Origin of the sequence: Pseudomonas sp. 1D4, from assembly GCF_001728925.1 — a bacterium.
Classification (GTDB): Bacteria; Pseudomonadota; Gammaproteobacteria; order Pseudomonadales; family Pseudomonadaceae; genus Metapseudomonas; species Metapseudomonas otitidis.
Genome location: NZ_LXJQ01000005.1, coordinates 86,412 through 112,613 on the forward strand (window position 1 = coordinate 86,412; position 26,202 = coordinate 112,613).

27 protein-coding genes are annotated in these 26,202 nt (G+C 63.4%); 5 read left to right on the forward strand and 22 right to left on the reverse strand.

The window, feature by feature from the left end; translation table 11 throughout:
- Positions 1-8 precede the first annotated feature (8 nt).
- From A7D27_RS04160 to A7D27_RS04240, 17 genes are all read right to left on the reverse strand, one after another.
- Positions 9-611: a DUF4823 domain-containing protein gene (locus A7D27_RS04160; RefSeq protein WP_069564159.1), complete on the reverse strand. Its 603-nt coding sequence runs from the start codon at positions 609-611 to the stop codon at positions 9-11.
- A gap of 63 nt (positions 612-674) precedes the next feature.
- A complete protein-coding gene (locus tag A7D27_RS04165; RefSeq protein ID WP_069564160.1) occupies positions 675-1,562 on the reverse strand; it encodes a radical SAM protein in 888 nt (295 codons plus the stop codon).
- Between the two features lie 25 nt (positions 1,563-1,587).
- A complete protein-coding gene (locus tag A7D27_RS04170) occupies positions 1,588-2,556 on the reverse strand; it encodes a GTP 3',8-cyclase MoaA (protein ID WP_069564161.1) in 969 nt (322 codons plus the stop codon).
- Between the two features lie 85 nt (positions 2,557-2,641).
- On the reverse strand, positions 2,642-3,280 hold the full coding sequence (locus tag A7D27_RS04175) for a TetR/AcrR family transcriptional regulator (protein ID WP_069559684.1): 639 nt from the start codon (positions 3,278-3,280) through the stop codon (positions 2,642-2,644).
- Between the two features lie 562 nt (positions 3,281-3,842).
- Positions 3,843-4,628, reverse strand: coding sequence for a TatD family hydrolase (locus tag A7D27_RS04180; protein ID WP_069564162.1), 786 nt, complete (start codon positions 4,626-4,628; stop codon positions 3,843-3,845).
- A gap of 58 nt (positions 4,629-4,686) precedes the next feature.
- Positions 4,687-5,043: a PilZ domain-containing protein gene (locus tag A7D27_RS04185; RefSeq protein ID WP_044412389.1), complete on the reverse strand. Its 357-nt coding sequence runs from the start codon at positions 5,041-5,043 to the stop codon at positions 4,687-4,689.
- A gap of 34 nt (positions 5,044-5,077) precedes the next feature.
- Positions 5,078-6,064, reverse strand: a complete 987-nt coding sequence (locus A7D27_RS04190) for a DNA polymerase III subunit delta' (RefSeq protein WP_069564163.1) — start codon at positions 6,062-6,064, stop codon at positions 5,078-5,080.
- Entirely contained in the window at positions 6,057-6,689 is a 633-nt protein-coding gene (gene tmk, locus A7D27_RS04195) for a dTMP kinase (RefSeq protein ID WP_069564164.1), read from the reverse strand. Before tmk ends, A7D27_RS04190 begins: the two co-directional genes overlap by 8 nt.
- A complete protein-coding gene (mltG, locus tag A7D27_RS04200) occupies positions 6,686-7,741 on the reverse strand; it encodes an endolytic transglycosylase MltG (RefSeq protein WP_069559688.1) in 1,056 nt (351 codons plus the stop codon). The genes tmk and mltG overlap by 4 nt, the downstream gene beginning before the upstream one ends.
- A gap of 3 nt (positions 7,742-7,744) precedes the next feature.
- Positions 7,745-8,557: an aminodeoxychorismate lyase gene (gene pabC, locus A7D27_RS04205; RefSeq protein ID WP_069559689.1), complete on the reverse strand. Its 813-nt coding sequence runs from the start codon at positions 8,555-8,557 to the stop codon at positions 7,745-7,747.
- Complete coding sequence (gene fabF / locus A7D27_RS04210; protein ID WP_069559690.1) at positions 8,557-9,801, reverse strand: beta-ketoacyl-ACP synthase II; 1,245 nt, start codon at positions 9,799-9,801, stop codon at positions 8,557-8,559. The genes pabC and fabF overlap by 1 nt, the downstream gene beginning before the upstream one ends.
- Positions 9,802-9,910: 109 nt before the next feature.
- Positions 9,911-10,147, reverse strand: a complete 237-nt coding sequence (acpP, locus tag A7D27_RS04215) for an acyl carrier protein (protein ID WP_016493661.1) — start codon at positions 10,145-10,147, stop codon at positions 9,911-9,913.
- Between the two features lie 188 nt (positions 10,148-10,335).
- The gene (gene fabG, locus A7D27_RS04220) at positions 10,336-11,079 is read right to left on the reverse strand and encodes a 3-oxoacyl-ACP reductase FabG (RefSeq protein ID WP_044412409.1); all 744 of its coding nucleotides are present in this window, start codon (positions 11,077-11,079) and stop codon (positions 10,336-10,338) included.
- 14 nt (positions 11,080-11,093) lie between these two features.
- Positions 11,094-12,032: an ACP S-malonyltransferase gene (fabD, locus tag A7D27_RS04225; RefSeq protein WP_069564165.1), complete on the reverse strand. Its 939-nt coding sequence runs from the start codon at positions 12,030-12,032 to the stop codon at positions 11,094-11,096.
- Between the two features lie 100 nt (positions 12,033-12,132).
- Positions 12,133-13,143: a phosphate acyltransferase PlsX gene (plsX, locus tag A7D27_RS04230; RefSeq protein ID WP_083265515.1), complete on the reverse strand. Its 1,011-nt coding sequence runs from the start codon at positions 13,141-13,143 to the stop codon at positions 12,133-12,135.
- A gap of 3 nt (positions 13,144-13,146) precedes the next feature.
- A complete protein-coding gene (gene rpmF, locus A7D27_RS04235) occupies positions 13,147-13,329 on the reverse strand; it encodes a 50S ribosomal protein L32 (protein ID WP_069559692.1) in 183 nt (60 codons plus the stop codon).
- 13 nt (positions 13,330-13,342) lie between these two features.
- The gene (locus tag A7D27_RS04240; protein ID WP_069559693.1) at positions 13,343-13,870 is read right to left on the reverse strand and encodes a YceD family protein; all 528 of its coding nucleotides are present in this window, start codon (positions 13,868-13,870) and stop codon (positions 13,343-13,345) included.
- Positions 13,871-13,977: 107 nt separating this feature from the next.
- Between A7D27_RS04240 and A7D27_RS04245 the strand changes: the two genes are divergently transcribed.
- The gene (locus A7D27_RS04245; protein WP_069564166.1) at positions 13,978-14,556 is read left to right on the forward strand and encodes a nucleoside triphosphate pyrophosphatase; all 579 of its coding nucleotides are present in this window, start codon (positions 13,978-13,980) and stop codon (positions 14,554-14,556) included.
- A 51-nt stretch (positions 14,557-14,607) separates the two neighbouring features.
- Here the strand turns inward: A7D27_RS04245 and sppA are convergent, their stop codons facing one another.
- From sppA to rluC, 3 genes are read right to left on the reverse strand one after another with little or no spacing between them, the layout of a single operon-like run.
- On the reverse strand, positions 14,608-15,588 hold the full coding sequence (gene sppA / locus A7D27_RS04250; protein WP_069564167.1) for a signal peptide peptidase SppA: 981 nt from the start codon (positions 15,586-15,588) through the stop codon (positions 14,608-14,610).
- A complete protein-coding gene (locus A7D27_RS04255; RefSeq protein ID WP_069559696.1) occupies positions 15,581-16,273 on the reverse strand; it encodes an HAD-IA family hydrolase in 693 nt (230 codons plus the stop codon). Before A7D27_RS04255 ends, sppA begins: the two co-directional genes overlap by 8 nt.
- Complete coding sequence (gene rluC, locus A7D27_RS04260) at positions 16,266-17,219, reverse strand: 23S rRNA pseudouridine(955/2504/2580) synthase RluC (protein WP_069564200.1); 954 nt, start codon at positions 17,217-17,219, stop codon at positions 16,266-16,268. The genes A7D27_RS04255 and rluC overlap by 8 nt, the downstream gene beginning before the upstream one ends.
- Before the next feature lie 562 nt (positions 17,220-17,781).
- On the opposite strand from rluC, the gene rne reads away from it, so the two are divergent.
- Positions 17,782-20,907, forward strand: coding sequence for a ribonuclease E (gene rne / locus A7D27_RS04265; RefSeq protein WP_083265516.1), 3,126 nt, complete (start codon positions 17,782-17,784; stop codon positions 20,905-20,907).
- Between the two features lie 126 nt (positions 20,908-21,033).
- Here rne and A7D27_RS04270 read toward each other — a convergent pair whose 3' ends face one another.
- On the reverse strand, positions 21,034-21,828 hold the full coding sequence (locus tag A7D27_RS04270) for a 1-acyl-sn-glycerol-3-phosphate acyltransferase (protein ID WP_069564169.1): 795 nt from the start codon (positions 21,826-21,828) through the stop codon (positions 21,034-21,036).
- A gap of 93 nt (positions 21,829-21,921) precedes the next feature.
- On the opposite strand from A7D27_RS04270, the gene A7D27_RS04275 reads away from it, so the two are divergent.
- From A7D27_RS04275 to A7D27_RS04285, 3 genes are all read left to right on the forward strand, one after another.
- Complete coding sequence (locus tag A7D27_RS04275; RefSeq protein WP_069564170.1) at positions 21,922-22,776, forward strand: sulfurtransferase; 855 nt, start codon at positions 21,922-21,924, stop codon at positions 22,774-22,776.
- A 226-nt stretch (positions 22,777-23,002) separates the two neighbouring features.
- Positions 23,003-23,482: a hypothetical protein gene (locus A7D27_RS04280; protein WP_069564171.1), complete on the forward strand. Its 480-nt coding sequence runs from the start codon at positions 23,003-23,005 to the stop codon at positions 23,480-23,482.
- Positions 23,483-23,672: 190 nt separating this feature from the next.
- Complete coding sequence (locus A7D27_RS04285; protein WP_069559701.1) at positions 23,673-24,935, forward strand: OmpP1/FadL family transporter; 1,263 nt, start codon at positions 23,673-23,675, stop codon at positions 24,933-24,935.
- A 124-nt stretch (positions 24,936-25,059) separates the two neighbouring features.
- On the opposite strand, the gene A7D27_RS04290 is transcribed toward A7D27_RS04285, so the two are convergent.
- Positions 25,060-26,118: a DUF2167 domain-containing protein gene (locus A7D27_RS04290; RefSeq protein WP_069559702.1), complete on the reverse strand. Its 1,059-nt coding sequence runs from the start codon at positions 26,116-26,118 to the stop codon at positions 25,060-25,062.
- Positions 26,119-26,202: the final 84 nt, after the last annotated feature.

A 26,202-nucleotide genomic window follows, 5' to 3' on the forward strand; every position in this document is an offset into this window, starting at 1 on the left:
AATCCTCCTCAGCGGCTCAGCCCCAACAGGCTGCGCGCATACTCTCTCAGGGGCGGACCGATCAGGCCCTCGGGCTTCTGGTCATAGAAGGTGAACAACCCACCGCGGTTGGTGATCCGTGCGGTATCCACCAGGTAACGGGTGTTGGTCTCGATCAGCATCAGCTGGATCACACCGTTGTCGACGCCGAGTCGGTCTACCGCTTCCTGGTCCTCCCACTCTTCCAGCGTGCCGATCCGGTCATCCGCATCGGCGAAGCGCGTATACAGCAGGTAGTTCGCCCCAACCGCCCGCGCCTCGCTCATCGCCTGCTCCAGGCTCACTGGCTGGCGTGCGCGACGAACCATGGGGAAATACTCGACGAAGCCCCGGAACGTCTCCTCCGCCACCACGTTCGGCCGAGTATGGGTGCCGTTCTCCGGCACGAAGGCGCTCTGGGCGATATAGATGAGGGAGTCCGCCTGCAGGCGCCACGTATTGGCACGGCGAGTCTCACTGTGGTCCAGCAGGCCCGCATCGCTCATGTGGTCCCGGGCGCCCAGGGCCAGGTCACTCACCTTCATGCAGCCACCCAACGCCACGATCACCAGCAACACCATCAGCCTATGCATAACGTTCCTCCGTCCAACGACGTAAATCCGGCACTGGCGGTATGAAATGCAGGTTCCGCGCCATCACAACCCGCGCTGCCATTCCTGGCGAAGATTGGCGCGCTCTGGCGCAGCGATGGCCTGGCGCACCTGCTCCAGCAGGCGCGGCTTGTCCGCTCCCAACTGCCCCTTGAGGACCAGGTAGTTGGACGCATGGTCACTGCGAAAGACCGTGTCGTGCAGCTCCAACCCCTCCAGCATCCGCTCGACTTCGCGGAACAGGCCAATCTGATCAAGGGGACGGAAATCCTCGAAACGCGACCGTAGGCGGTCATCCCCCATGGGAAAGCTGACTACCAGCGTGGAGAGAAATTCGGGCTGGGTCTCGCTCATCAACTGCGCTGAATGATCAGCATGCTGGCCACTGAGCACCGTTCCGCCCAGCCCGTTGAGGATCATCACCGAACGGTTGATGCCAGCCTCGCCGAGCTTCAGCAAGGCATCGCGGGTCGAGGCCGCAGTTTCACCCTTGTTGACCCGGGCCAGCACCTCGTCGTCCCCCGACTCGGCACCGACATACACCATCCCCAAGCCTGCATCGGCCAACTCCTTCAGCTCCTCGACCGACTTGCGACGCAAGTTCCTCGGCAGGCAATAGCTGGAGACGCGCGTCACCTCCGGCAGGTGTTCGGCAATGGCGCGAAGGATCGTCAGCAGGCGGTGAGTCGGCAGCACCAGCGCATCGCCATCGGCCAGGAATACCCGCTGGACGATCAGCTGCTCGCCGCAGCGGCGGATTTCCTCCAGCACTTGCGCTTCGTCACGCGCCCGGAATTTCTTCTGGGGCTGTGTGTACATCTCGCAAAAGGTGCACTGGTTCCACGAACAGCCGTTGGTCACCGGCAGGATCAGGGAGTTCGCCTCACTCGGCGGCCGGAACACGGGTTCGATATAGGAAACGGGAAAGCTCATGGGCTGTTTCTCGCCGAGGCGGCCATCAGCCGCCGATGATCTTCATGACCGTCACACCACCGGAGAAGGCGACATCCTGCTTGTCCGCCAACGCGCTGACGAGCAGCCGCTGCAGTGCAGGGAGTGCCTGGTGACGGGGTTTGTGCAGCAAGTCCCCCACATAGTGGCGATTGCTGGAGGACAGGCAGCCATGCAGCCAGCCCGTGGACGACAGGCGCAGCCGCGAACAGGTCCGGCAGAAGGGCACGCTCTCATTGGCGATCACCCCGAAGTGGCCGCGCCCCGGAATCTCATAGCGCAACGCCGTCGCGTCCACCGGCGCATCGGCCTGAACATAGGCGTACCGCTCGCCAATGGCGGCCAGCAACTCATCCAGGCCGACGAACTGACGCTGGAAGCCGGCGGCGTCGCGGGCCAGATGCCCCATGCGCATCAGCTCGATGAAGCGCAGCTCGAAACCGCGCGCCAGGCAGTACTCCAGCAGGGGCAGCACCTGATCGAGGTTCTGACCCCGCAGCGGCACCATGTTGACCTTGATCCTGACCCCGGCAGCGGCCGCTTCATCCATTCCACGAAGCACGGACGCCAGGTCCCCTCCCCTGGCGATCCGGCGGAAGGCATCGGCGTCAAGGGTATCCAGGGAGACATTGAGGCGGCGGATGCCACTGGCAAGCAGCGCGGGCAACTTGCGGGAGAGCAACTGGCCGTTGGTGGTCAGGCTGACGTCATCGAGGCCGAGCTGGTCGATGCCATCCAGAAAGGCTTCGAGCTTGGGGCTGACCAGGGGCTCGCCGCCGGTGATGCGTAATCGCTCGATGCCCGCTGCTTCGATCAGGTAAGCCACACCGCGCACCAGCGCATCGGCAGACAACTCGTCATGGGCGGCGACCAGGCGCTTGCCGTCAGGTACGCAGTAGGTGCAGGCGTAGTTGCAAGCGGCAGTGAGGCTGATGCGCAGGTTGCGAAACCGCCTGCCTTGTCGATCGACGATCACGGGACGCTCCAAGGAGGGGGTAGCGCAGTATATCGCCGGGCCCCGAGCTCGTCCCATGGCTCGGCGCCCAGCAGGCGTCCATCACTCAGCCGGACAGCGACTCATTGTCACGCTTGCGCTTGTTGCCCATGCGCACGCCAATGTCCATCAGGAACTGGAAGAAGCCTTCCTGGTCTTCCAGAACGTTGCTCCAGAAGGGCGAGTGGTAGAGCGCAACGGCGCCATGCACCAGCGCCCAAGCCGCGCAATAGTGGAAGTACGGCGGAACATCCTCCAGCTTGCCTTCGGCGATACGTCCCTTGATCAACTGGGTCAGGCGCTCGAAGTTGGACGCACGGATCTTGTGCAACTGCTCCACCATCTCGGGCACCTGGCTGTTCTTCACCACTTTTTCTTCCAAGCGGTCGAACAACCGGTAGCGCTGCGGGTCCCGCATGCGGAACTCGAAATAGGCGCGGGACAGCGCTTCCTTGTCGCGGTCAACGTCCGCCGAGTGGAGCAGCTCGTTCAGGTCGCGCTCGTAGTCCAGCATCAGGCGAAGGTAGATCTCCGCCTTGGACTTGAAGTGCTTGTAGATCGTGCCTTTGCCGATACCCACTGCGTCGGCAATCATCTCGACGGTGACGCTGTCCTCGCCCTGCTCAAGGAACAGTTTGAGCGCGGTATCGAGGATTTCCTGCTCGCGGCGGCGAAACTCACGGACTTTACGGGGTTCTTTCTGCATAAAGGGACTATAGGGTCAAAAATCAAGCCGCGTATTATGCCTAAATGCCGACAAAATGCACGGAACATCCGACTATGAGCGTATTGCCGACACCCAGCCGAGCATATTAGGCGGTAGCCGTCACGCAGCCAGATGGCTGTAAAGCACGACCCAGAAGGCTTCTGCCCCTTCCGAACGAAACGCCCTCAAGCCATCCAGACATCAAATCGACCAGATGCGATCAGCAATCTATAAGGCGACGCCAGGCAATTAAACGCCCATAGCAAGTCCGATAAAAGGGAAAAAGTCACATTACCCTCACCCTTTCGGGGCTGCGACATGCAAGACGGTAGACAGGAACAGGGGGGACTCAGCGGGGGCGGAGGTATTCCAAATCTGTTTAAAAAACGACCGATCTTCTCTGGACGCTCGGGGATATTGGCCAATACTTCCCTTTACCGGCGTGCGGCATCTCCCCCAAGTGCCCCACCGGCCAAAGTACTGAGGATCGCGTACTTTGTTTACTCCTAATGGTCTTGACCCGGATTCATCCCCCAGAACCCGGGTTTTTTTTGCCCGCGCGTCAGGCAGCCGGCTGCGCCAGCGGGAACAGGCGGTAGAAGTTGGCCGTGGTCTGCTCGGCCAGCACGTCATAGGACACACCCCGCAGCTCTGCCAGGAACTCCGCCACCTCGCGCACATACTGCGGCAGGTTCGCCTTGCCCCGGTGGGGCACCGGTGCCAGGTAGGGGGAATCGGTCTCTACCAGTAGCCGATCGGCTGGAACCTGGCGAGCAACCTCACGCAGCGCCTCGGCATTGCGGAAGGTGACGATCCCCGACAGGGAGATGTAGAAGCCGATGTCGAGTGCAGCGCGGGCCATGTCCCAGTCCTCAGTGAAGCAATGCAACACGCCCGCTTGGGGCAGCGCGGCTTCGCGCAGCAGGGCGAGGGTGTCCGCCCTCGCCTCGCGGGTATGAATGATGACCGGCTTGCCGGTGATCCGCGCAGCCTCAAGGTGCAACTGGAAAGCCTGCTGCTGGAGCTCCGCTGCTTCCGGCTCGTAGTGATAGTCGAGCCCGGTCTCGCCAATGGCCACCACACGCGGGTGGTCAAGCTCCTGCAGCAACCAGTCCAGGGCTGGGGGCTGACCGGGCGCGAGATCCAGCGGGTGTACACCGACCGAGCAGTGCACATCACCGTAGCGGTCGGCCAGGGCCTTGACTGCGCCAGCGTTGTCGGCGCTCACGCCAATGCAGAGGAATTGCCCAACACCTCGGGCGCGAGCCGCGTCGAGTGCTGCGTCAAGCGAGCCGCCATGGGCAGCCAGATCAAGGCGATCAAGATGACAATGAGAGTCGACCAACATGGTGCGGGGTGCCACTGGAGGGATACAGGGAAGCGCCGCCCGTCGGCGGCGCCGGGGATTACATGGTGTGGGTGGGGCGATCAGACTTCAGCGCACCGGCCAGGTAGGTCTCGATCTTGTTGCGGGCAGTGGTGTCGCCATCGTTGAACTGCACACCAATGCCGGCAGCCCGGTTGCCCTGGGCGCCCTTCGGGGTGATCCACACCACCTTGCCCGCCACCGGGATCTTCTCCTGCTCATCCATCAGGTTCAGCAGCATGAACACCTCGTCACCGAGCTTGTAGCTCTTGTTGGTGGGAATGAACAGGCCACCGTTCTTGATGAACGGCATGTAGGCGGCGTAAAGCACGGACTTGTCCTTGATCGTCAGGGACAGGATCCCGTTACGCGGGCCTAGATTGGGTGGGAGACTCATTCGGCGTTCCTGCTGGCTGGCTCAGTGGGCGATTCTAGCCCGGTCCGGGCAAGCTTGCCCACTGCACCAGCAAGGCTTCGAGAAGCAAGACACGGTTGAGATTGGCCTTGCCCAACACCTTTTGCCGCTGCTGCAGGAGCCACTCCTGCATCGCCAGCACCTTGGCCTGGGAGGATTTGTCTGCCAGGTACTGGACGACCTTGCGCATGTCTGCCAGCCCCAGTCCCGCCTCGTCCTGCGTCAACTGGTAACGCAGCATCAACTGGGCCCAGTCGCAAAACCAGTCGAACAGCAATACCAGCGGCAGCGCATTCCAGCCTTCGGCCAGTTGGCTGACACCGACCTGCTGCTTGATCAGTTTCTTAACCCCCTCCACCACCTGGGCACGCTGCTCCAGCACGCCTTGTCCGTGCAGACGCAGTGCGGTCAAGGGCGAGCCGCCGGCCAGAGCCAACAGGTCCGCGCGAGTCGCGGCATCACTGTCAGGCAACGCTCGGGCGAGCCAGGTCAGACTCTCGGCCTCGCCTGGTAACGGGCACGCCTGCTGCACACAGCGGCTCTTGATGGTGGGCAGCAGGCGACTCGGCTGGTGGCTGATGAGCAACAGCACGGTGTCGCCGGAGGGCTCCTCAAGACTCTTGAGCAAGGCATTGGCTGCGTTCAGGTTCATGGACTCGGCCGGCTCGAGCAGTACGACCTTGCGTCCACCCAGTTGAGCGGTCTGCACGACGAAATCCACCAGGTCTCGCACCTGATCGACACGGATCGCCTTGTCGATCTCCTCGGGCTCCAGCACGTAGTTGTCAGGGTGAGTACCCGCGGCAAGCAGGAAGCACGATTTGCACTGGCCACAGGCATCGTTTCCCGAAGGTTGCTGACACAACAACCGAGCCATCAGGCGTTCGGCGAGCGCGCGCTTACCGATGCCTGCCGGCCCATGCAGAAGGTAGGCGTGGGCATGACGCGTGCGTCCGGCCAGGTGCTGCCAAAGCGAATCCTGCCAGGGGTAGGCCTCAGCCATGGCAACGCTCCAGCAGTTCAGGCAAGAGGGTATCCAGGTAGCGCTGGACATCAGCAAGGGGCTTCGCCGCGTCGATCACCCGGTAGCGCTCGGGCGCCTGGTCCGCCCGCTCCAGATAGGTCTGTCGGACGGCTTCAAAGAAGCTGCGATCCTCCTGCTCGAAGCGATCCAGCCGGCCTCGAGCCGCTGCACGCTGGAGGCCCACTTCCACCGGCAGGTCGAACACCAGAGTCAGGTCCGGACGCAGGCTGCCCTGGACGAAGCGTTCCAGTTCAGCAATACGCGCCATCGGCACCCCCCGCCCTCCCCCCTGATAGGCGTAGGTAGCGTCGGTGAACCGGTCACACAGCACCACCTGCCCAGCCTCGAGGGCTGGACGAATGACACGATCCAGGTGCTGGGCGCGTGCGGCGAACATCAGCAGCAGCTCGGTATCCACCGCCATCGACTCGTCACTGGGCGCCAGCAGCAACTCGCGGATGCGCTCGGCCAGCGGCGTGCCACCGGGCTCGCGGGTTAGCAGGACTTCAACGCCACGCTCGCGCAGGCGAGAGGCGATGAAGTCGCGATTGGTGCTCTTGCCGGCCCCTTCGGGGCCTTCGAGCGTAATGAACAGGCCGTTCACGGGGTGTCCTTCTTGCTGACGGGAGCGGGACTCGAGCGGTAGTCCGCACGGCGGTTGAGCTGGAACTCACGGACCGCCTTGTTGTGCGCTTCGAGGGTCTCCGAAAAAACGTGGCTACCGTCGCCACGGGCGACGAAGTAGAGGCTTTTGCCTTCCACCGGGTTGAGGGCCGCGTGGATGGCCTCGCGCCCCACCATGGCGATGGGTGTTGGCGGCATTCCGGCAATGACATAGGTGTTGTAAGGAGTGGCCTCTCGCAGGTGGGCACGGGTGATCTTGCCGGTATACCGCTCACCCAGGCCGTAGATCACCGTGGGGTCAGTCTGCAGCAGCATGCCCTGCTGGAGCCGACGGATGAATACGCCAGCGATCTGCCCGCGCTCCTCCGGTACCCCGGTTTCCTTCTCCACCATCGAGGCCATGATCAGCGCCTCATATGCGTTCTTGTAGGGCAAGCCCTGGGCACGGGACTGCCACTCCTCGTCCAGAACCCGTTCCAACCGTTGGTGAGCCTGGCGCAACAGATCGATGTCTCGCATACCGCGGACATAACGGTAGGTATCGGGGAAGAACCGCCCCTCAGGATGCTTGCCTTCCAGGCCGAGGCGCCTCATCACCTCCTCATCGCTGGAACCCGCCAGGGTCTGCTCCAGTCTGGCCTGTTTGGCCAACGCGGCACGCAACTGGCGGAAGTTCCAGCCTTCGACCAAGGTGAGGCTGTACTGGACGACCTCGGCTCGCTGCCAGAGCCCGAGCAACCCTTCGGCAGTCATGCCAGGAGTCATGCGGTACTCACCGCTGTGCAGGGCCTGACCGGAAAGGTTGAAACGCCAATACTGGCGCAACCAGAAGGCACTGTGGATGACACCCCGCTCTTCCAGTCGATTGAGCACACCACCGGGCGTGGCGCCGTTCGGCACGTCGAGCAGACGTTCCTCGCCAAGATTGAGGGTCTGGCTAAGAGCCAAATGCTGTTGCCAACCCGCGAACGCCAGCAAGAGGCCAGCGAGGAACAGGCCACCCTGCAGCAGCATGAGCAATTTGCGTATCACGAATCAGCAATCCAGTTGGGCGAGGGCAAGGGGCTGCAGTTTACGGGTGAGCGGCCCCACCGACCAGACATGCTCGCCGCATGCACGCACCGGCCAGATGCCATAAAGACTGTTGCAGGTGAAGACCTCGTCGGCAAACGCCAGTTCGTCGAAGGCGATGTCGCGGACCTGGACTTTGACACCCTCGGCGACAGCCAAGTCCAGCAACGCCGCGCGCATGACGCCCCGCACGCCACAGCGCTGCAGATCCGGCGTCAGCAACTGCTCATCACGCACCAGGAAGAGGTTGCTGAACACGCCCTCGATCAACCGGCCCGAATGGTCCCGCATGAGCCCCTCCGCATAACGAGGGTCGCTCCACTCGGCGCGCGCGAGCACCTGTTCAAGCCGGTTCAAATGTTTGAGGCCTGCCAGCAAAGGTTGTTCGGCCAGGCGGGTAGAACAGGAAAAGAGCTCAATGCCCTCCTCAGCGCATACCGACGGGTAGGCAGGTAATGGACTGGCCATCAGCAGGCGACGAGCAGGGCCGCTGGAGGGTGCATAGCCGCGCAGGCCATCACCCCGGGTGACGATGAGCTTTGCGACGCCCTCCCCCAATTCGGCGGAGAATGCCAGGAGCTCGTTACGAACGGTCTCCAGATCCAGGGACAGGAAGAGCCGACGCGCGCCTTCAGCCAAGCGCGCCAGATGACGCTCCAACAGGCTTGGAACGCCCCGGCGAACGGCGATGGTCTCGAACAGTCCATCGCCGTAGGCCAAGCCGCGATCCCTGATGGGAAGGGAGGCGGCCGGCCGGCCATCGATCCAGTCGTCCATCAACCCTCGAAGCGACGGAACACCAGGGAACCGTTGGTGCCGCCAAAGCCGAAGGAGTTGGACAGGACGACGTCGATAGGCATGGAGCGCGCCTGGTGAGGCACGAAATCCAGGTCGCAGCCTTCGTCCGGCTCCTCCAGGTTGATGGTCGGTGGAGCCACCTGGTCGCGGATCGCCAGCACGCTGAAGATCGCCTCAACGGCCCCGGCAGCACCCAGGAGGTGACCGGTCATCGACTTGGTCGAGCTCACCGCAACACGGTAGGCGTGATCGCCGAAGACACTCTTAACGGCAGCGGCTTCCGCCAGGTCACCGGCCGGCGTCGAGGTGCCATGGGCATTGATGTACTGCACCTGGTCCGCATTCAGACCGGCATCACGCAGGGCATTGCGCATGCAGCGCGCGGCACCGGCGCCGTCATCCGGCGGAGAGGTCATGTGGAAGGCATCGCCACTCATGCCGAAGCCGACCAGCTCGGCATAGATGGTGGCGCCACGGGCACGGGCGTGCTCCAGTTCTTCAAGCACCAGCGCCCCCGCACCATCCGACAGCACGAAGCCATCGCGCCCCTTGTCCCACGGACGGCTCGCGCGGGTCGGCTCGTCGTTGCGGGTGGACAGCGCACGGGCCGCACCGAAGCCGCCGAGGCCGAGGCCACAGGCCGCCATCTCGGAGCCGCCGGCGATCATCACATCCGCTTCACCATAGGCGATGTTGCGTGCCGCCATGCCAATGCAGTGGGTGCCGGTGGTGCATGCAGTGGCGATGGCATAGTTCGGCCCCTGGATTCCCAGGTGGATCGACAGGAAGCCGGACACCATGTTGATGATCGAGCCTGGAACGAAGAACGGCGAAATGCGCCGCGGCCCCTGCTCGATCAACGAACGGCAGTTGTTCTCGATGTTGGTCAGGCCACCGATGCCCGAGCCCATGGCTACGCCGATGCGCTCGCGGTTGGCATCGGTCACTTCCAGACCAGCGTCGCGCACCGCCTGGAAACTGGCAGCCAAGCCGTATTGGATGAACAGGTCGAGCTTTCGTGCTTCCTTGGCCGACAGGTACTGCTCAACATCGAAGCCCTTGACCGAACCGCCGAAACGGGTGGCATAGGCCGACAGATCCATATGCTCGATGAGGCCGATGCCACTGCGGCCAGCCAGGATGCCTTGCCAACTGTCGGCAACGTTGTTACCCAAGGGCGACAGCATGCCAATACCTGTGATCACGACGCGTCTACGCGACACAGCGCTCTCCTTTTTACATGTTGCTGATCGGCGACAAAAACCGCTTAAAGAAAAGCCGCACGACCTTCAGGGTCGTGCGGCTTTTCCAGGTCGGGGAACCGACGATTACTTATTGCGCGTGAGCGTTGATGTAATCGATGGCTTCCTGAACGGTGGTGATCTTCTCGGCTTGCTCGTCCGGAATCTCGGTCTCGAATTCCTCTTCCAGAGCCATCACCAGCTCAACGGTGTCAAGGGAGTCGGCGCCCAGGTCTTCAACGAAGGAAGCGCTGTTGGTGACTTCGTCTTCTTTGACGCCCAGTTGCTCGGCGACGATCTTCTTGACGCGTTCTTCGATGGTGCTCATACCTTGTTTTCACTCCTATGGAAAAATCCGTGCAGCTTGGGCTGCAGTGTATAGAAAGGGTTTTCTGCTTTTCAAGCAGGACTCCGAACCCCTTCAGGCCCCGTCAGGAGCCGTCCAGAACCCAATTGCACTCAAGTACCGGATTTTAGACAGCTCGTATGACAGTTTCCTGAGGGGATTCGTCACATTCAGCTCATGTACATCCCACCGTTCACCGGAATGGTAGCCCCTGTGACGTAGGAAGCACCATCGGAAGCGAGGAATCCGACCACCTTCGCAATCTCCTCGGCCTGGCCGAGGCGAGCCAGCGGAATCTGGGTCAACAGAGCCTCGCGCTGCGCATCGGGCAGTTCGCGGGTCATGTCGGTATCGATGAAGCCAGGGGCAACGGAGTTGACGGTGATGGCGCGAGAGCCCACTTCACGGGCCAGCGCACGACCGAAGCCCTCTAGACCGGCCTTGGCAGCGGCGTAGTTGGCCTGGCCGGCGTTGCCCATCGCACCGACCACGGAGCCGATGTTGATGATGCGGCCCCAGCGCGCCTTGGTCATGCCCCTCAGAACCGCCTTGCTCAAGCGGAACAGGCTGTTCAGGTTGGTATTGATGACGTCGAACCATTCGTCGTCTTTCATGCGCAGCATCAGGTTGTCACGGGTGATGCCGGCATTGTTCACCAGGATCAGCGGCTGCCCCAGATGCTGCTGGATGTGCTCCAGCGTGCTGGCGACGGATTCATCGCTGCTGACATCCAGAACCAGGCCGGCCCCTTCGATGCCGTGTTCCTTCAGGTATTCGGCAATGCGCTCGGCGCCGCCCGGCGTGGTGGCGGTGCCGATGACGACGGCACCTTGGCGGCCCAGTTCCAGGGCGATGGCCTGGCCGATACCACGGCTCGCGCCGGTAACCAGTGCGACCTTACCTTGCAGACTCATGGTCTTCTCCTTGATCAGGCCAGCGCAGCGCGAGCGGCTGCGAAGGCGTCGGGGGTATCCAGGTTATGGGTGGCGATGCCCTTGACGCAGCGCTTGTTCAGGCCACTCAGGACCTTGCCGGGGCCGCACTCGACGAGATCGGTCACACCCTGCTCGGACAGGCGCACCATCGACTCAACCCAGCGGACCGGACTGTAGAGCTGAGCCAGGAGGTCGGCCTTGAGCACATCAAGATCGGTCACCACCGAGGCGCTGACGTTCTGCACCAGCGCGATCTCGGGCGCCTTCCAGTCCAGCGCCTGGACAAACTCGGCGAAACGCTCTGCAGCAGGCTTCATCAGGGCACAGTGGGACGGCACGCTAACCGGCAGCGGCATCGCACGTTTGGCACCACGCGCCTTGCAGGCTTCGATGGCACGCTCGACGGCCGCAGCCGAACCCGCGATCACCACCTGGCCTGGGGCGTTGAAATTCACTGCACTGACCACGTCACCCTTTTCAGCCTCGGCGCAAGCGGCCAGCACATCAGCGTCCTCCAGCCCAAGGATGGCTGCCATGCCACCCTGACCAGCCGGGACAGCCTGCTGCATCAACCGCCCACGTTGCTCGACGAGCTTCACGGCGTCAGCGAACTGCAGGCTGCCTGCTGCCACCAGAGCGGAGTACTCGCCCAGGCTGTGACCGGCAACAAAAGCCGGACGCACACCACCCTCCTGCTGCCACAGGCGCCACAGCGCAATGGATGCTGTCAGGATCGCGGGCTGGGTCTTGTCGGTCTGATTGAGATCTTCCTCTGGCCCCTGCTGGGTCAGGGTCCACAGGTCATAGCCGAGGGCTTCAGAGGCCTCGCCGAAAGTATCGACGACCAGACGACTCGAAGCACCGTGCTCGGCCAGCATGCCAAGGGACTGGGAGCCCTGGCCGGGGAAAACGAATGCGAGGGATGCGGACATTGGAACGGTTCCCGTGTTTGCCTTGTTCGATTCGCGCACCCGGCAGGCCGGGCGCAACGGACTGACAGTTGGATGACAGCCCTCGTCCAACGGTCACATCCTAGAGCAACAGATCCTCAAGCCGCCCATGGAGTCTCTGCGGCAGATTCTCCCGCACCTCGATGACGGCACGACGAATCGCACTCTGGAAGCCATCCGCCCCTGCGGAGCCGTGACTCTTCACCACAATCCCCTGCAGCCCGAGGAAGCTCGCACCGTTGTGGCGGGACGGAGCCAGGTCGCCCTTGAGGCGACTCAACAGCGGCAGCGCCAGCGCACCGACCAGACGGGAGCCAAGATTCTCGGTGAACAGGGACTCGATGCGCGCGGCAATCATCGCCACCAGACCCTCGCTGGACTTGAGCAGGATATTGCCGACGAAGCCATCGCAGACCACCACATCCGCTTCGCCGCGATACAGCGCATCGCCCTCGATGTAGCCGATGTAGTTCAACCCATTGGCCTGCTGAAGCAGGCTTGCCGCGAGCTTGACCTGCTGGTTGCCCTTGATGTCCTCCGTGCCGACGTTCAGCAACGCCACACGAGGGCTGCGCAACCCGAGCGCCTCAGCAGCAACGCTTCCCATCACCGCAAACTGGTAAAGGTGCTCGGCACTGCAATCCACGTTGGCCCCCAGATCCAGCAGGTGGCAATGGCCACGCGCCGTAGGGATCGCGGTGACCATGGCAGGCCGATCAATCCCCGGCAGGGTCTTGAGTACGTAGCGGGAAAGCGCCATCAACGCACCGGTATTGCCGGCGCTCACGCAAGCATGGGCACGCCCGGCACGGACGAGGTCCAGAGCGACACGCATGGAGGAGTCGGGTTTGCCGCGCAGCGCCTGCGAGGGGCGCTCGTCCATCGCCACCACTTCGGCAGCATGCTCGACGGACAGCCGCCGGCGATCGACTCCGCTTTCGCAGGCGATGAGATCTTCAAGGACGGGAGCCTGGCCGACAAGAACCAGATGCAAGGAGGGAAACTCAGCCAGGCAGGCAATGCTGGCCGGAACAATGCAACGGGGACCGAAGTCCCCGCCCATTGCGTCAATCGCTATAACAGAGACGGACAAGGATTACTCGTTCGAGCCCTTGTCGATCACTTTGCGACCACGGTAGAAGCCGTCCGGGGAGACGTGGTGGCGCAGGTGAACTTCACCGGTGCTCTTCTCGACGGACAGGGCATTGGCCTCGAGGGCGTCGTGGGAGCGACGCATGTCACGGGCAGAGCGGGATTTTTTGTTCTGCTGAACAGCCATAATCAATTAACTCCTAAACGTTTGGGTCACGCTTTAACTGCGCCAGTACGCTGAACGGGTTGGACCGCGGAACCTCGTCCTCGCTCGGTTCGGGCTCATCAAGCCCCGCCGGCTGCTGGCATTCTTCAGGGTCATGGGCCGGAACAATGGGCAAGGCCAGCAGAAGCTCGTCCTCGACCAGAGTCAGAAGATCCAGCGGATCCTCACCCACTTCCAGCACGTCATAGCCCTTGGGCAGTGACTGGCTGTCCGCACCCTCCTTCACCACGGCGTACGTACACTCGCTGTGGATCGGCAGCGCGACCAGCTCCAGGCAACGCTGACATACCATCTTGACCTCGACGTCGAGCTCGCTGTGGATCACCACAGTGCGCTGCTCGTCGCGCTCGAACGAAAGCTTCACGGTGACGCGACCTGCGTCATCGGAGAGGGGATCGCACAAACGCTCGAGACTGGCGAGAGGCAGCTCACCCTGAAGGGTGGCGCTGCGATCGGCCATCTTGCGCGGATCGACGTGAGTTGGAATCGGCCCATTCAACATAGGCGCGGTATTCTAGGGATGCCCCCCTGCCCTGTCAAAACAAATTCCGACCTGTCCGCCGCGCGGCACGCCCGATAGAATCGCGGCACTTTTTCGCGGAGTCGATCATGACCAATCTGGTGCTCGCATCCAGCTCACCCTACCGGCGCGCCCTGCTGGAGCGCCTGGGCCTTCCCTTCACCTGGAGCGCGCCCGCCATCAATGAAACACGTCACCCAGGTGAAAGCGCCGAGCACCTCGTGCGCCGTCTCGCCGAACAGAAGGCCCGAGCCCTGGCGCACATCCATGACCAACACCTGATCATCGGCTCCGACCAGGTCGCCGTACTCGGCCAGCAGGTACTGGGCAAGCCCGGCGACTTCACCCGCGCCAAGCAACAACTCATGGCCGCGAGCGGTGCCAGCGTGAGCTTCCTGACTGGCCTCGCCCTGCTCAATACGCGAACCGGCAGCTGCCAGGTGGATTGCATCCCCTTCACCGTGCACTTCCGCAAACTGGACGAAGCCACCATCGAGCGATACCTGCAGGCAGAGCAGCCCTACGACTGCGCCGGCAGCTTCAAGGCGGAAGGGCTCGGCGTCGCACTGTTCCGCACCACAGAGGGAGAGGACGCCACCAGCCTGGTTGGCCTGCCACTGATCCGCCTGGTGGACATGCTGCTCGCCGAAGGCCGGCAGGTCCCCTGATACGAAAAAGCCCGGCACAAGCCGGGCTTTTCTGGCAACTACCTGCGAGGTTCAGCGCAGCGAAGGCCCCTGGAACCCCATCCACATTGCCAACTGCTCAGCCATGCTCGCACCCAGGCGCTTGGCAAAGCGATCGAACGGCGTGTCCTGCTTCGTGTAGTCGACGATTTCTTTGGCACCGATGACCTCGCGCGCCACGTAGCTGGTGCTACCGAGCTTATCCACCAGACCCAGCTCAAGAGCCTGCTCACCGGACCAGACCAGGCCGCTAAAGAGTTCGGGATGCCCATCGACCTTCAGCCGATCACCTCGCCCCCTCTTCACACTCTCGATGAACTGGCGATGAGTGGTATCCAGCACACCCTGCCAGAAGCGAGTTTCGTCGTCCTTCTGAGGCTGGAACGGATCAAGGAACGCCTTGTGCTCGCCCGAGGTATAGACACGACGCTCGACACCCAGCTTACCCATCAGGTCGACGAAGCCGAAGCTGGCCGCCGTGACACCAATGGACCCCACCAGGCTTGCCTTGTCCGCATAGATCTCATCCGCCGCACTGGCAATGTAGTAGGCACCAGATGCCCCAAGATCAGTGATCACCGCATAGACCTTGGTATCGGGATGCTCACCCCGCAGCCGCCGGATCTCGTCATAGATGTAGCCCGACTGGACGGGGCTGCCGCCCGGGCTGTTGATGCGCAGCACAACACCCTTGGTCTTCGGATCCTCGAAGGCCGCCCTGAGACTGCTCACGATGTTGTCGGCACTCGCAGCCTCGTTGTCCGCAATCATGCCGCGAACCTCGACCAGTGCCGTATGGGTCTCACCACGTGCCGCCGTCTTCTGCAGATCGAACAACGGCGAAAACATCAGCAGCGCGCCGAACAGATAAAAGAAGGTCAGGAGCTTGAAGAAAATACCCCAGCGCCTGGCTCGCCGCTGTTCCTGAACGCCCGCCAGGACTGCCTTTTCAAGCAGCTTCCAACTCTTGTCATCACCACCAGCGGGTGCCGATGCGTTCCATTCATCAGACATGCAGTTCCACCTTGTTCACTGGATTGTTCGCACCACTGGCAAGCCAATGGCGAAGCTCATCAAAATGCTCGATTGCTAGTGTCGGCGACTCCAGCCGCAGGACATCCAGCGACTGTGCGCCGTAACCGACCGCCACGCAGTCCATTCCCGCATTGCGCGCCATGCGCAGATCAAAGGGCGAATCCCCCACCATCAGCGACGCACCGACATCGACACCGCAGTGCGCCATGATCTGGCACAGCATCAGGGGATCAGGCTTACTCGCAGCTTCATCAGCGCAGCGAGTGATATCGAAATAGCGCTCCCAACCTCGCCCCGCCAGAACACGATCAAGCCCGCGCCGCGTCTTGCCCGTTGCCACCGCCAGGCGATAGCCAGCCTCGCGAAACGACTCCAGCGCATCTTCCACACCCGCAAAGAGCGGCGACGGGGCCGCTTCCAGATGACTGTAGTGCGAGGCATAGACCTCTCGATAGCGAGCGATCCGCTGCGGATCAGCCAGGTCCGGGTAAAGCACTGCAATCGCCTCGGGCAAGCCGAGACCGATGATGCCCTTGAGGGCCGAATCGTCCAATTGCGGTAAATCGCAAGCATCAGCCGCCACTCGAAGGGACTCGACGATGCGCGAGATGGAATCCACCAGAGTTCCATCCCAATCGAAGATCAGCAGTTGATAGTCAGGCACCAATCCGCTCCAGGGTCTGCGACCACGCCTCATCCACTGGCGCCTCAAGATTTAGAGGCGTGCCATCGGGCAGCACCAGGGAGAGCGCATAAGCATGCAGGAACAGACGCTTGCCGCCCAGCTCACGGATTTCCCGGGAAAAATCCTCATCCCCATACTTCGGATCGCCAGCAATGGCATGACCGGCATGGCGAGTGTGAACGCGAATCTGATGGGTCCGTCCAGTGATCGGGCTCGCCTCGATCAAAGTGGCGAACTCACCAAAACGCCGCAGCACGCGGAACTCGGTCAAAGCATCCTTACCCTCATCACTTACTTCCACCATCCGCTCGCCGGATCGCAAGGTGTTCTTCAGAAGTGGCGCGCTGACCTTCTTCTTCGACGTCGGCCAACTGCCCCGAACCAAAGCGAGGTAACGCTTGTCCACCCCATCACCGCGCAGTGCCTCGTGGAGATGGCGCAACATGCTGCGTTTCTTGGCGATCATCAGCAGACCCGAGGTATCCCGATCCAGGCGATGGACCAACTCAAGCTCACGCGCATCGGGCCGCAACTGACGAAACGCCTCGATCACCCCGTAGCTGAGACCACTGCCACCATGCACAGCGATGCCTGCTGGCTTATTGAGGACGATCAAACCCTTGTCCTCGTAAACAATGGCGGCCTCAATACGCTCAAGCAGCCCCTGGGCAACCGGTACCTGCTCATCCCGCTCAGCGAGACGCAGCGGCGGCACGCGGACCACATCTCCAGCCTGAAGCTTGTACTCAGGCTTGATGCGCCCCTTGTTCACCCGCACCTCACCCTTGCGCAAGATGCGATAGATCAGAGTCTTGGGGACGCCTTTCAGCTGGGTCCGGAGGAAATTATCGATACGCTGGCCGGCATATTCCGGCGCGACTTCGAGCATTTGCACGCCGGAAGTCGGAGAGGAGGGAGTTGTCATGGCGGCGATCATAACAATTTTTTATGGATTTGAAGCACTTAATGATTGCTGCTATAGTCGCGAACGCCGCCAAAAGCGGCCGTGCCCCGGATGCTCGCCAAGACTGCCATCCCAGCCACGTGCAACCCATTCAGGACGTCAGGCCGTCCGTCAGGATTTTCGCTCCAGAACAGCGACTATTCGGAGAAAAAAGCCTTGAGCCATGACGCGTGACCACCCTTGGGCGGTCGCGGTAAATGCAACCCGCTACGGATTCTGCGAGCGGCACCCGATTTTCAAGGGACAAGTGTAGGGTGGAGATGCACAACCGTCGGACTGCGTAGCAGCGTTTCAACCAAGACGTTTTATTCCGTCCGCTGCCGATGGCTGATTCCTCCTCCTGATAAACGTTGCTTCTGTTACGACAACAGCAGCGGGAGACGTCGTCGCGACTCCGGCCAGATGGCCTGATGTCGCTGGACACGGGAGCATTAATCCGCTCCTGACACGCACCTGACACCGACCGCGAGAGTCGTGTGTGCTGATCGCCGTTTCCGGTAGCCCCGGAAACCGACGGTACTACATGAAAAGAATGCTGATTAACGCAACTCAGCCCGAAGAGTTGCGTGTTGCCCTGGTCGACGGCCAACGCCTGTATGACTTGGACATCGAGTCGGGCGCCCGCGAACAGAAAAAGGCCAACATCTATAAAGGCCGCATCACCCGCATCGAACCCAGCCTCGAAGCCGCATTCGTCGACTTCGGTGCCGAACGTCACGGCTTCCTGCCGCTGAAAGAAATCTCCCGCGAATACTTCAAGAAGTCCCCCGAGGGCCGCGTCAACATCAAGGACGTGCTCAACGAAGGCCAGGAAGTCATCGTCCAGGTCGAGAAGGAAGAACGCGGCAACAAGGGCGCAGCCCTCACCACCTTCATCAGCCTCGCCGGCCGCTACCTGGTGCTGATGCCGAACAACCCCCGTGCCGGCGGCATCTCCCGTCGCATCGAAGGCGAAGAGCGCAACGAACTGCGCGAAGCCCTGAACGGCCTGAACGCGCCGGCCGACATGGGTCTGATCGTGCGTACCGCCGGCCTCGGCCGCTCCAGCGAAGAACTGCAGTGGGACCTCGACTACCTCCTGCAACTCTGGAGTGCCATCAAAGAAGCCTCCGGTGAGCGCGGCGCCCCCTTCCTGATCTACCAGGAAAGCAACGTCATCATCCGCGCGATCCGCGACTACCTGCGCCAGGACATCGGCGAAGTGCTGATCGACAGCGTCGAGGCCCAGGAAGAAGCCCTGAGTTTCATCCGCCAGGTGATGCCGCAGTACCAGAACAAGATCAAGCTCTACCAGGACAGCGTCCCGCTGTTCAATCGCTTCCAGATCGAGAGCCAGATCGAAACCGCCTTCCAGCGCGAAGTGAAGCTGCCCTCCGGCGGCTCCATCGTCATCGACCCGACCGAAGCCCTGGTGTCCATCGACATCAACTCCGCTCGCGCCACCAAAGGTGGTGACATCGAAGAAACCGCCCTGCAGACCAACCTGGAAGCGGCCGAGGAAATCGCCCGCCAACTGCGTCTGCGCGATATCGGTGGCCTGATCGTCATCGACTTCATCGACATGACCCCGGCCAAGAACCAGCGCGCCGTGGAAGAGAAGGTCCGCGAAGCCCTCGAAGCCGACCGTGCCCGCGTCCAGGTTGGCCGCATCTCCCGCTTCGGCCTGCTGGAAATGTCCCGCCAGCGCCTGCGCCCGTCCCTGGGTGAAACCAGCGGCATCGTCTGCCCCCGTTGCAACGGCCAGGGCATCATCCGCGACGTCGAATCCCTGTCCCTGGCCATCCTCCGTCTGATCGAGGAAGAAGCCCTGAAGGACCGCACCGCCGAAGTCCGTGCCCAAGTGCCGATCCCGGTCGCCGCCTTCCTGCTCAACGAGAAGCGCAACAGCATCACCAAGATCGAGCTGCGCACCCGCGCCCGCATCGTGATCCTGCCGAACGACCACCTGGAAACCCCGCACTTCGAAGTCCAGCGCCTGCGCGACGACAACCCGGAAGTCCTCACTGGCCAGTCCAGCTACGAGATGACCCCGACCGAAGTCGAGGAACACCATCCGGCCACCTCCACCCGCACCCTGGTTCGCCAGGAGGCCGCCGTGAAGACCGTTGCCCCCGAGCGTCCGGCTCCCGCACCGACCGCCCCGGCCCCGATGGCACCGCCCACCGCTGCCGTTGCCGCCGCCGAACCGAGCCTGTTCAAGGGCCTGGTGAAGTCGCTGGTCAGCCTGTTCGCCGGCAAGGACGAGCCGAGCCCTGCGCCTGAGAAGGCCACCACCAGCGAGCGCCCTGCCCGTACCGGCGAGGAGCGTCGTAACGGCCGCCAGCAGAACCGCCGCCGCGAAGGCCGTGAAGGCCGTCGTGACGACGAGCGCAAGCCTCGCGAAGAGCGCCAGCCGCGTGAAGAGCGTCAGGCTCGCGAGGACCGTCAACCGCGTGAGGAGCGCCAGCCCCGCGAAGGCCGTGAGCCGCGCGAAGAGCGCCAACCTCGTGCAGAGCGCGCCCCGCGCGAAGAGCGCCAGCCCCGTGAGGAGCGTCAGCCTCGCGAAGAGCGCCAACCGCGTGAAGAGCGCCAGGCCCGTGAGGAACGCCAACCCCGCGAAGAGCGTCAGCCCCGTGAGGAGCGCCAGCCCCGCGAAGCCCGCGAGCCGCGTGAAGGTCAGGAGAACCGCCGCGAGCGTGGTGAGCGTCCGCCCCGTGAAGAGCGCCAACCGCGCCCCGAACAGGCTGCAAATGCCCAGAGCGAAGAAGAACTGCTGAACGACAGCGAAGAGCTGCTGGACGACGGCCAGGAAGGCGCGGACGGCGAACGCCCCCGTCGTCGCTCCCGTGGCCAGCGCCGCCGCAGCAACCGCCGCGAGCGTCAGCGTGAAGTGAATGGCGACGAGTCGCTGGAAGGCAACGAAGAAGCCGAAGGCGATGCCGAGCAGGCCAACGAGCCCTCCGATGCTGCCGTGGTTGCAGCGGTCGCCGCCGGCTCCGTGATCGCCGTCGAAGCCGCCAGCCAAGCAGCAGAGACAGCCGAGGCAGAGCCCCAAGCGAACGCCGACAGCCAGGCCACCGAGCAGCAGGCCAGCCTTGAGCTGCGCCAGCCGCATTACGCGCCCGAAGCCAGCGAACCGATCACTGCCGTGACCGAGCAGACCGAAAGCGCCGAAGCGGCCAGCGAGCCTCAAGCTCAGCCGGTTGAAGTCGCCGAAGCTGCCGAGCCGGTTGCTGTCGTCGAGCCCCAGGCAGCCGAGCCCCAGCCGGAGCCCGCAGTAGAAGTCGTCGCCGAGCCTGCTCCGAGCGTCGAAGTCGCCCCCGCTGCGCCCACCACCAGCGTGAGCAGCACCGGCCGCGCGCCCAACGATCCTCGCGAGGTTCGTCGTCGCCAGCAGGAGGCCGAGCGCCTGGCCCGTGAAGCCGCTGCCACCGCTGCCGCGGCCCCGGTCGAAGCCGAGGCTGCCGCACCTGCAGTGGTCGAGGAGCCGCTCGTGGCCGAAGCCCCTGTCGAGGCACAAGCTCAGCCGACCGAAGAGGCCGCACCGGCCGCCGAAGCTGAAGCCGTCCAGGCCGAGGCCCAGGCAGAAGAAGCCGCAACCGTCGAAGCCGAGCAACCTGCTGCAGAACAGCAGGCCAGCGAGGAAGAGAAGGACAAGCCGACCGTCTGAGGCCTGCTTGCTCCATGAAAAAGGGACGCCAATGGCGTCCCTTTTTCATGCCTCGTTCACAGCACTGAGCCCTCTCAGGCTGGGCGGCTCGTTAACCGCCCTCCCCCTTCGCCGCTGCGAGCAGGTTCAGGCCGGCTCCAGCAGTCCCTGCCTCACCGCTTCCGGCTGCGCCACCCCAGGCTCCAACAAGGCCTCCATTCGCTCACGGGTCAGTTCCATGAGCGTCCCCAGCCGCGCCACATCGTACTGGCTGGCATCGATCGGCTCCCCCACATGCACAGACACCGGCAACCCCAGGTTGAAACGCCAGGTACGCGCCGGCAGTACGCGATGAATGCCGCGAATGGCCACCGGCACGATCACCGCATCGGTATCCAGGGCCAGGTGGAAGCAGCCCTTCTTGAATGGCTGCAACCGGCCATCCGGGGAACGCGTGCCCTCCGGCGCGGCCCACAACACAATGCCGCTTTCCATCATGGCGCGCGCCTTGGCAAGATCCTCCAGCGCCTGGCGCCGGTTGTGCCGGTCAATGAACGGGAACTCCGCCGCCTTCATCGCCGCCCCCAGGAAAGGCACCCGGGACAGCTCCTGCTTGGCCAACATGCGGATGGAGCCCGGCAGCGCCACAAAAGACGCCGGAATGTCGTAGTGACTGGAGTGATTGCATAGGATCAGGTAGCGCCGACCATCATTGAAATCCGGCCAACGCCCATGGACCGACAAGCGAACCCGTACAAGGCGCAACAGCCCCCGCGACCAGGCCCGCGTGAAGCCGTCCACACGCTTGCGGTCCAGACGCCGCCAGAGCGCCAGCCACAGGACAAGGCAGCAGAAATACAGCGTCCACAGCACCGAACCGACCACCACGCCGACTCGGCGTGCCAGGGTAGCGCTCTGGGCGAATGAATGCAGGTTTGGCATCGTGGCCCTCCCATCTCGTGTTCATCCGCGCGACGCAACGCGCGATCGTTCCTTATGATGCGCAACGTCATCGATTCGACACAGGAGACCGTCATGTCACTCGCGCAACTGATCAGCCCCGATGAACTGGCGCACCGTCTGGAGCAACCCGGCCTGGTGATCCTCGACTGCCGCTTCGCCCTGGACGACACGAGCTACGGCCAGCGCAGCCACGCCGAAGGGCATATCCCGGGTGCACATTTCGCCGATCTCGAGCGCGATCTCTCAGCCCCCGTACAACCGGGCATCACCGGACGCCACCCGCTGCCGGAGCCGGATAGGCTGGTCGCCGCCCTGCGCCGCTGGGGCGTGGACAACACCAGCACCATCGTGCTGCATGACGACGGCCCCGGCGCCTTCGCCGCCCGCGCCTGGTGGCTGCTCGCCTGGCTGGGCAAGCGCGATGGCGTCTACCTGCTCGACGGCGGCCTGAAGGCCTGGCGCGATGCCGGCCTGCCCCTGGATGCGGAACACCCCACCGAGCGCAACGGCAGCTTCACCGGTACAGCCGACCCCAGCCTGGTGCTGGATGCCCGTCAGCTCCAGGCCCGCCTCGATGCCCACGCACTCACCCTGCTGGACGCCCGTGCCCTGCCGCGCTTCAAGGGCGAGGTGGAACCCATCGACCCCGTCGCCGGACACATCCCCGGCGCCCAATGCGCAGTGTTCACCGACAACCTCGACGCCGACGGCCGCTTCCTGCCCGCCCCGGCCCTGCGCCAGCGGTTCCAGGCTTTCCTCGCCGACCGCCCCACGGACAGCCTCGTGGTCTACTGCGGCTCCGGCGTCACCGCTTGCCACAACCTGTTCGCCCTGAGCCTCGCCGGCTACCCGCTCGCACCGCTCTATGCAGGCTCCTGGAGCGAATGGATCACCGACCCCAGCCGCCCCGTGGCCACCGGCCTGTGATCCAGGCCGCCCGTCACCGGGCGGCCTACTCCGCAAGCTGTTAATGACTGTCTGGCATATGGCGCCTTGCGCAAGACGCCAAACAGTTTAAAAACAGGCCTTTACAGCATCTTTATCCCACTACACTTCAAATCGAGCGGCTAACCCCGCTCCCGGCGGGGTCCTTTCCCAGAACGAGAAGCTGCCACACGCCCCCGACCCCGCCGGCACCTTTCGCGAGGGCATCATGGGCATCGCCGCACACGACCTCTGCCAACACGTCATCCGCCCCACCCTGGCCTACCTGCAACGTCCCTCCCCCACGGCCGAAGTGCTCCTGCTCGGCGCCGCCGCGTGCCAGTCCGACCTTGGCACGGCCCTCGGGGATCGCGCCGGCTACGGCCTCTACCACATCAGCGAAGCGCACCATCGCCAACTCTGGGACCAGCACCTGGCACGTGATCCGGACCTGGCCAGCCTGGTACGGGGCCTTGCCAGCCAGCACGCCTTCCTCGGCGCTCCCCACCTGGAACTCGCGGTGAACCTGCGCTACGCCACCGCCATCGCCTGGCTGCTGGTGGAAAGCGAAGTCCTCGTGATGCCCTCGGCGGATGACTGGCCTGGCATGGCCGACGTCTGGAGGCGCGTATTCAACCCGCAGGGAAATCCCAGCGATTACCTTGAGGCGTGGAACCGATGCGTAGGACAACGCCAACAGGCCGCCTAAGAAACACCGATCACTGACCAGCCAGTCAGGAACGAGCGTCCAAGACCTTTTTGCACGAAGCATGAAATTAGCGGCAATTTGCCACACGGAAGCCTCTAGAATGCGGATTTGACGGGAACTCACGTGGCTGGAAAGGGTCTGGAAATCCTGCTAGTTTCCGCCCCCGCCTTACCAGACCCAGGAGTCAACCGTGATCACAAGAGTCATAAAGACCAGCCTCGCTCTCGCCGTTGCCGGCGCCTCTACCTACAGCCTCGCCGGCGGTTTCGCCATCAACGAACAGAGCGTTAGCGGTATGGGTACTGCCTTCGCCGGTCGCTCTTCCTCGGCCGAGGACGCCTCCACCGTATTCGGCAACCCTGCCGGCATGTCGCGCCTCAAGCGCGAGCAGGTCAGCGGCGGTTTCGCCCTGCTGGACGCCAAGACCGACATCGACCATGGCCGTGGCTCTTTCTCGGGCAGCAACGACGGCGACATGGTCCCGTTCATCGGCGTGCCCATGGGCTACTACGTCAAGCCCATCGATGACAAATGGACCTTCGGCCTCGGCATGTACGTGCCCTTCGGCCTGGTGACCGACTATGAGAAGGGCTTCCAGGGCCGCTACTACGGCACCCGCAGCGAAGTCCGCGTGGTCACCCTGCAGCCCACCGTCAGCTACAAGATCAATGACCAGCTCTCCGTCGGCTTCGGCCCCACCATCAACCGCATCGACGGCGAGCTGACCTCGGCCCTGCCCAACCCGGTTCCGGGCGCTGCGGACGGCAAGGTCAAGGTCAAGGGCGACGACACCGCTCTGGGCTTCAACGCCGGCGTCCTGTTCGAGGTCGATCCCAGCACCCGTCTGGGCCTGACCTACCACTCCAAGGTCAAGTACAAGCTGCGTGGCGACACCACCGTCTCCACCAGCGGCGTGCTGGCGGGCTCGGCCGGCAAGTACGACGCCTCCCTGGACCTGGAAACGCCCGAGTCGGTCGACTTCTCCATCACCCACGACCTGAACGCCGACTGGACCCTCTACGCCGGCACCACCTGGACCCGCTGGAGCCGCCTGGAGGAAATCAAGGTGGAGAACGACGGTGTACGCGGCCCGTTGGCCGGGGCACTCGGCACCATCACCGAAGAACAGCACTGGCGCGACACCTGGTCCTACGCCGTCGGCGCGGCCTACAAGCTGAACCGCGAGTGGACCCTGCGTGCCGGCCTGGCCTACGACCAGAGCCCGACCCGCAACGAGTACCGCTCCCCGCGCATCCCCACCGACGACCGCAAGATCCTCAGCCTCGGTGCCGCCTGGAGCCCCAGCGACGACTGGACCGTGGACCTCGCCTACTCCTACCTCAAGGAAGACGAAGCCACCGTCAACCAGAGCAGCAGCAGCAAGGGCAACTACTCCTCCACCTACAAGAACAGCGCCCACGGCCTGGGTGCCCAGGTCACCTACCGCTTCTGACCTGGACCCCGGCGGCGCCGCTGCCGGGGTACATCACAAACGAAAACGCCGCGATCCCCTCTCGGGTATCGCGGCGTTTTCATGTGTGCCCGGGTTGACGCATCACCCCGGACAGCAGCAACCGTCAGGACTTGGGCGGCTCCTCGCGGTTCAGGTCCATCACTGTTGCGGCGGGTTCGACCGGCTGGCTCGGCTGCACCACCGGCGCCGCCTCCGGCTGGGCCGGCTCGGCAGCCTGGGCGGCCTCCTTCCTCTTCCCACGGACACGGGCAATGACCCAGCCACCGATGGCGATCGGCACCCAGAAGAACTTCTTCAACAGCACCAGCAGGATGGCCAGCAGGCCCGTCTTGGCTGCCACCTTGCCAGCAATCAGCGCGCCCAGGCCGTAGGCCGCGACCTTGTCCAGTTCCGGGTTGAAGTCGGCGTAGCGGTTGCCCGGGTTGAACTCGGTCATCGCCAACACCGCCGGCAGGTTCTGCTCGATGGTCGGCAACTGATCCATGTTGGCGATGAAGTTCAGCACCAGCACGCCCTTACGGCCCAGCACGCGGATGTTGTAGTTCAGGGTGTGGGTTTCGGCATCGCCGAACTTCAGCTCCTTGGCCCAGTGCAGCTTGCGCCCGTTGGCGTCATAGCGCGGCTGGGAGGCCCAGCCGATCAACTGCACCGGCTCGTAGCCGTTCTCGGCGCGCCAGGTGTTGTCTTCCTCGGTGTCATCCTTCATGCCCTGCAGCATCTCGTTGTAGTCGATGTCGCTGGCATCCTCGTCGGACACGTAGCCGCTTTCCTCGTATTCGATGGTCACGGCCCAGGATTCATCGGCCAGCGGAGAGATGCCCTTGGGCAGGATCATGCCCAGCGGCTCCTCGGCATCCGGCGGGTTGCCCCAGGCCTCCACCAGCACGCGCTCGGCGTCCTTGCCATCCAGGTAGACGAACTGTTCGGGCACATCCAGGGTGGCCAGGTTGTCGCCGATCACCACCTTGCCCTGCTTGAAGCTCAGGCTGTTGAGGAACTCCTCCTCGCTCATGCTCTGCTCTTCATAGGCACCCACGTCCTCGTCCGCGACCTGTTCGGCCTGGGCAGTGCTCTCTTCAACAGGGGCAGCCGGCTTGGCAGCGAAGGCAGTGGGAATGGCGGTGGCCAGCAGTCCGGCCAGGATCAGGTCCTTGATCGACATGGGTGTCTCCAGGAGAGGGGGTGGCAAACAGGCCGCGAACCCTAGCACGGGAACGCCAAGCAAACCGGAACCAGCCGAAAGATT

Excerpts from the sequence above, each read along its gene's own strand:
- A7D27_RS04240 (WP_069559693.1), bottom strand. The coding sequence starts at position 13,870 with ATGTTGAATGGGCCGATTCCAACTCACGTCGATCCGCGCAAGATGGCC.
- A7D27_RS04290 (WP_069559702.1), bottom strand. The coding sequence starts at position 26,118 with ATGTCGATCAAGGACCTGATCCTGGCCGGACTGCTGGCCACCGCCATT.
- sppA (WP_069564167.1), bottom strand. The coding sequence starts at position 15,588 with ATGTCTGATGAATGGAACGCATCGGCACCCGCTGGTGGTGATGACAAG.
- A7D27_RS04185 (WP_044412389.1), bottom strand. The coding sequence starts at position 5,043 with ATGAGTCTCCCACCCAATCTAGGCCCGCGTAACGGGATCCTGTCCCTG.
- A7D27_RS04270 (WP_069564169.1), bottom strand. The coding sequence starts at position 21,828 with ATGCCAAACCTGCATTCATTCGCCCAGAGCGCTACCCTGGCACGCCGA.
- A7D27_RS04275 (WP_069564170.1), top strand. The coding sequence starts at position 21,922 with ATGTCACTCGCGCAACTGATCAGCCCCGATGAACTGGCGCACCGTCTG.
- A7D27_RS04280 (WP_069564171.1), top strand. The coding sequence starts at position 23,003 with ATGGGCATCGCCGCACACGACCTCTGCCAACACGTCATCCGCCCCACC.
- rne (WP_083265516.1), top strand. The coding sequence starts at position 17,782 with ATGAAAAGAATGCTGATTAACGCAACTCAGCCCGAAGAGTTGCGTGTT.
- fabD (WP_069564165.1), bottom strand. The coding sequence starts at position 12,032 with ATGTCCGCATCCCTCGCATTCGTTTTCCCCGGCCAGGGCTCCCAGTCC.
- rpmF (WP_069559692.1), bottom strand. The coding sequence starts at position 13,329 with ATGGCTGTTCAGCAGAACAAAAAATCCCGCTCTGCCCGTGACATGCGT.
- A7D27_RS04160 (WP_069564159.1), bottom strand. The coding sequence starts at position 611 with ATGCATAGGCTGATGGTGTTGCTGGTGATCGTGGCGTTGGGTGGCTGC.
- fabG (WP_044412409.1), bottom strand. The coding sequence starts at position 11,079 with ATGAGTCTGCAAGGTAAGGTCGCACTGGTTACCGGCGCGAGCCGTGGT.
- A7D27_RS04175 (WP_069559684.1), bottom strand. The coding sequence starts at position 3,280 with ATGCAGAAAGAACCCCGTAAAGTCCGTGAGTTTCGCCGCCGCGAGCAG.
- acpP (WP_016493661.1), bottom strand. The coding sequence starts at position 10,147 with ATGAGCACCATCGAAGAACGCGTCAAGAAGATCGTCGCCGAGCAACTG.
- pabC (WP_069559689.1), bottom strand. The coding sequence starts at position 8,557 with ATGGACGACTGGATCGATGGCCGGCCGGCCGCCTCCCTTCCCATCAGG.
- rluC (WP_069564200.1), bottom strand. The coding sequence starts at position 17,219 with ATGACAACTCCCTCCTCTCCGACTTCCGGCGTGCAAATGCTCGAAGTC.
- A7D27_RS04180 (WP_069564162.1), bottom strand. The coding sequence starts at position 4,628 with ATGTTGGTCGACTCTCATTGTCATCTTGATCGCCTTGATCTGGCTGCC.
- A7D27_RS04245 (WP_069564166.1), top strand. The coding sequence starts at position 13,978 with ATGACCAATCTGGTGCTCGCATCCAGCTCACCCTACCGGCGCGCCCTG.
- A7D27_RS04190 (WP_069564163.1), bottom strand. The coding sequence starts at position 6,064 with ATGGCTGAGGCCTACCCCTGGCAGGATTCGCTTTGGCAGCACCTGGCC.
- A7D27_RS04165 (WP_069564160.1), bottom strand. The coding sequence starts at position 1,562 with ATGAGCTTTCCCGTTTCCTATATCGAACCCGTGTTCCGGCCGCCGAGT.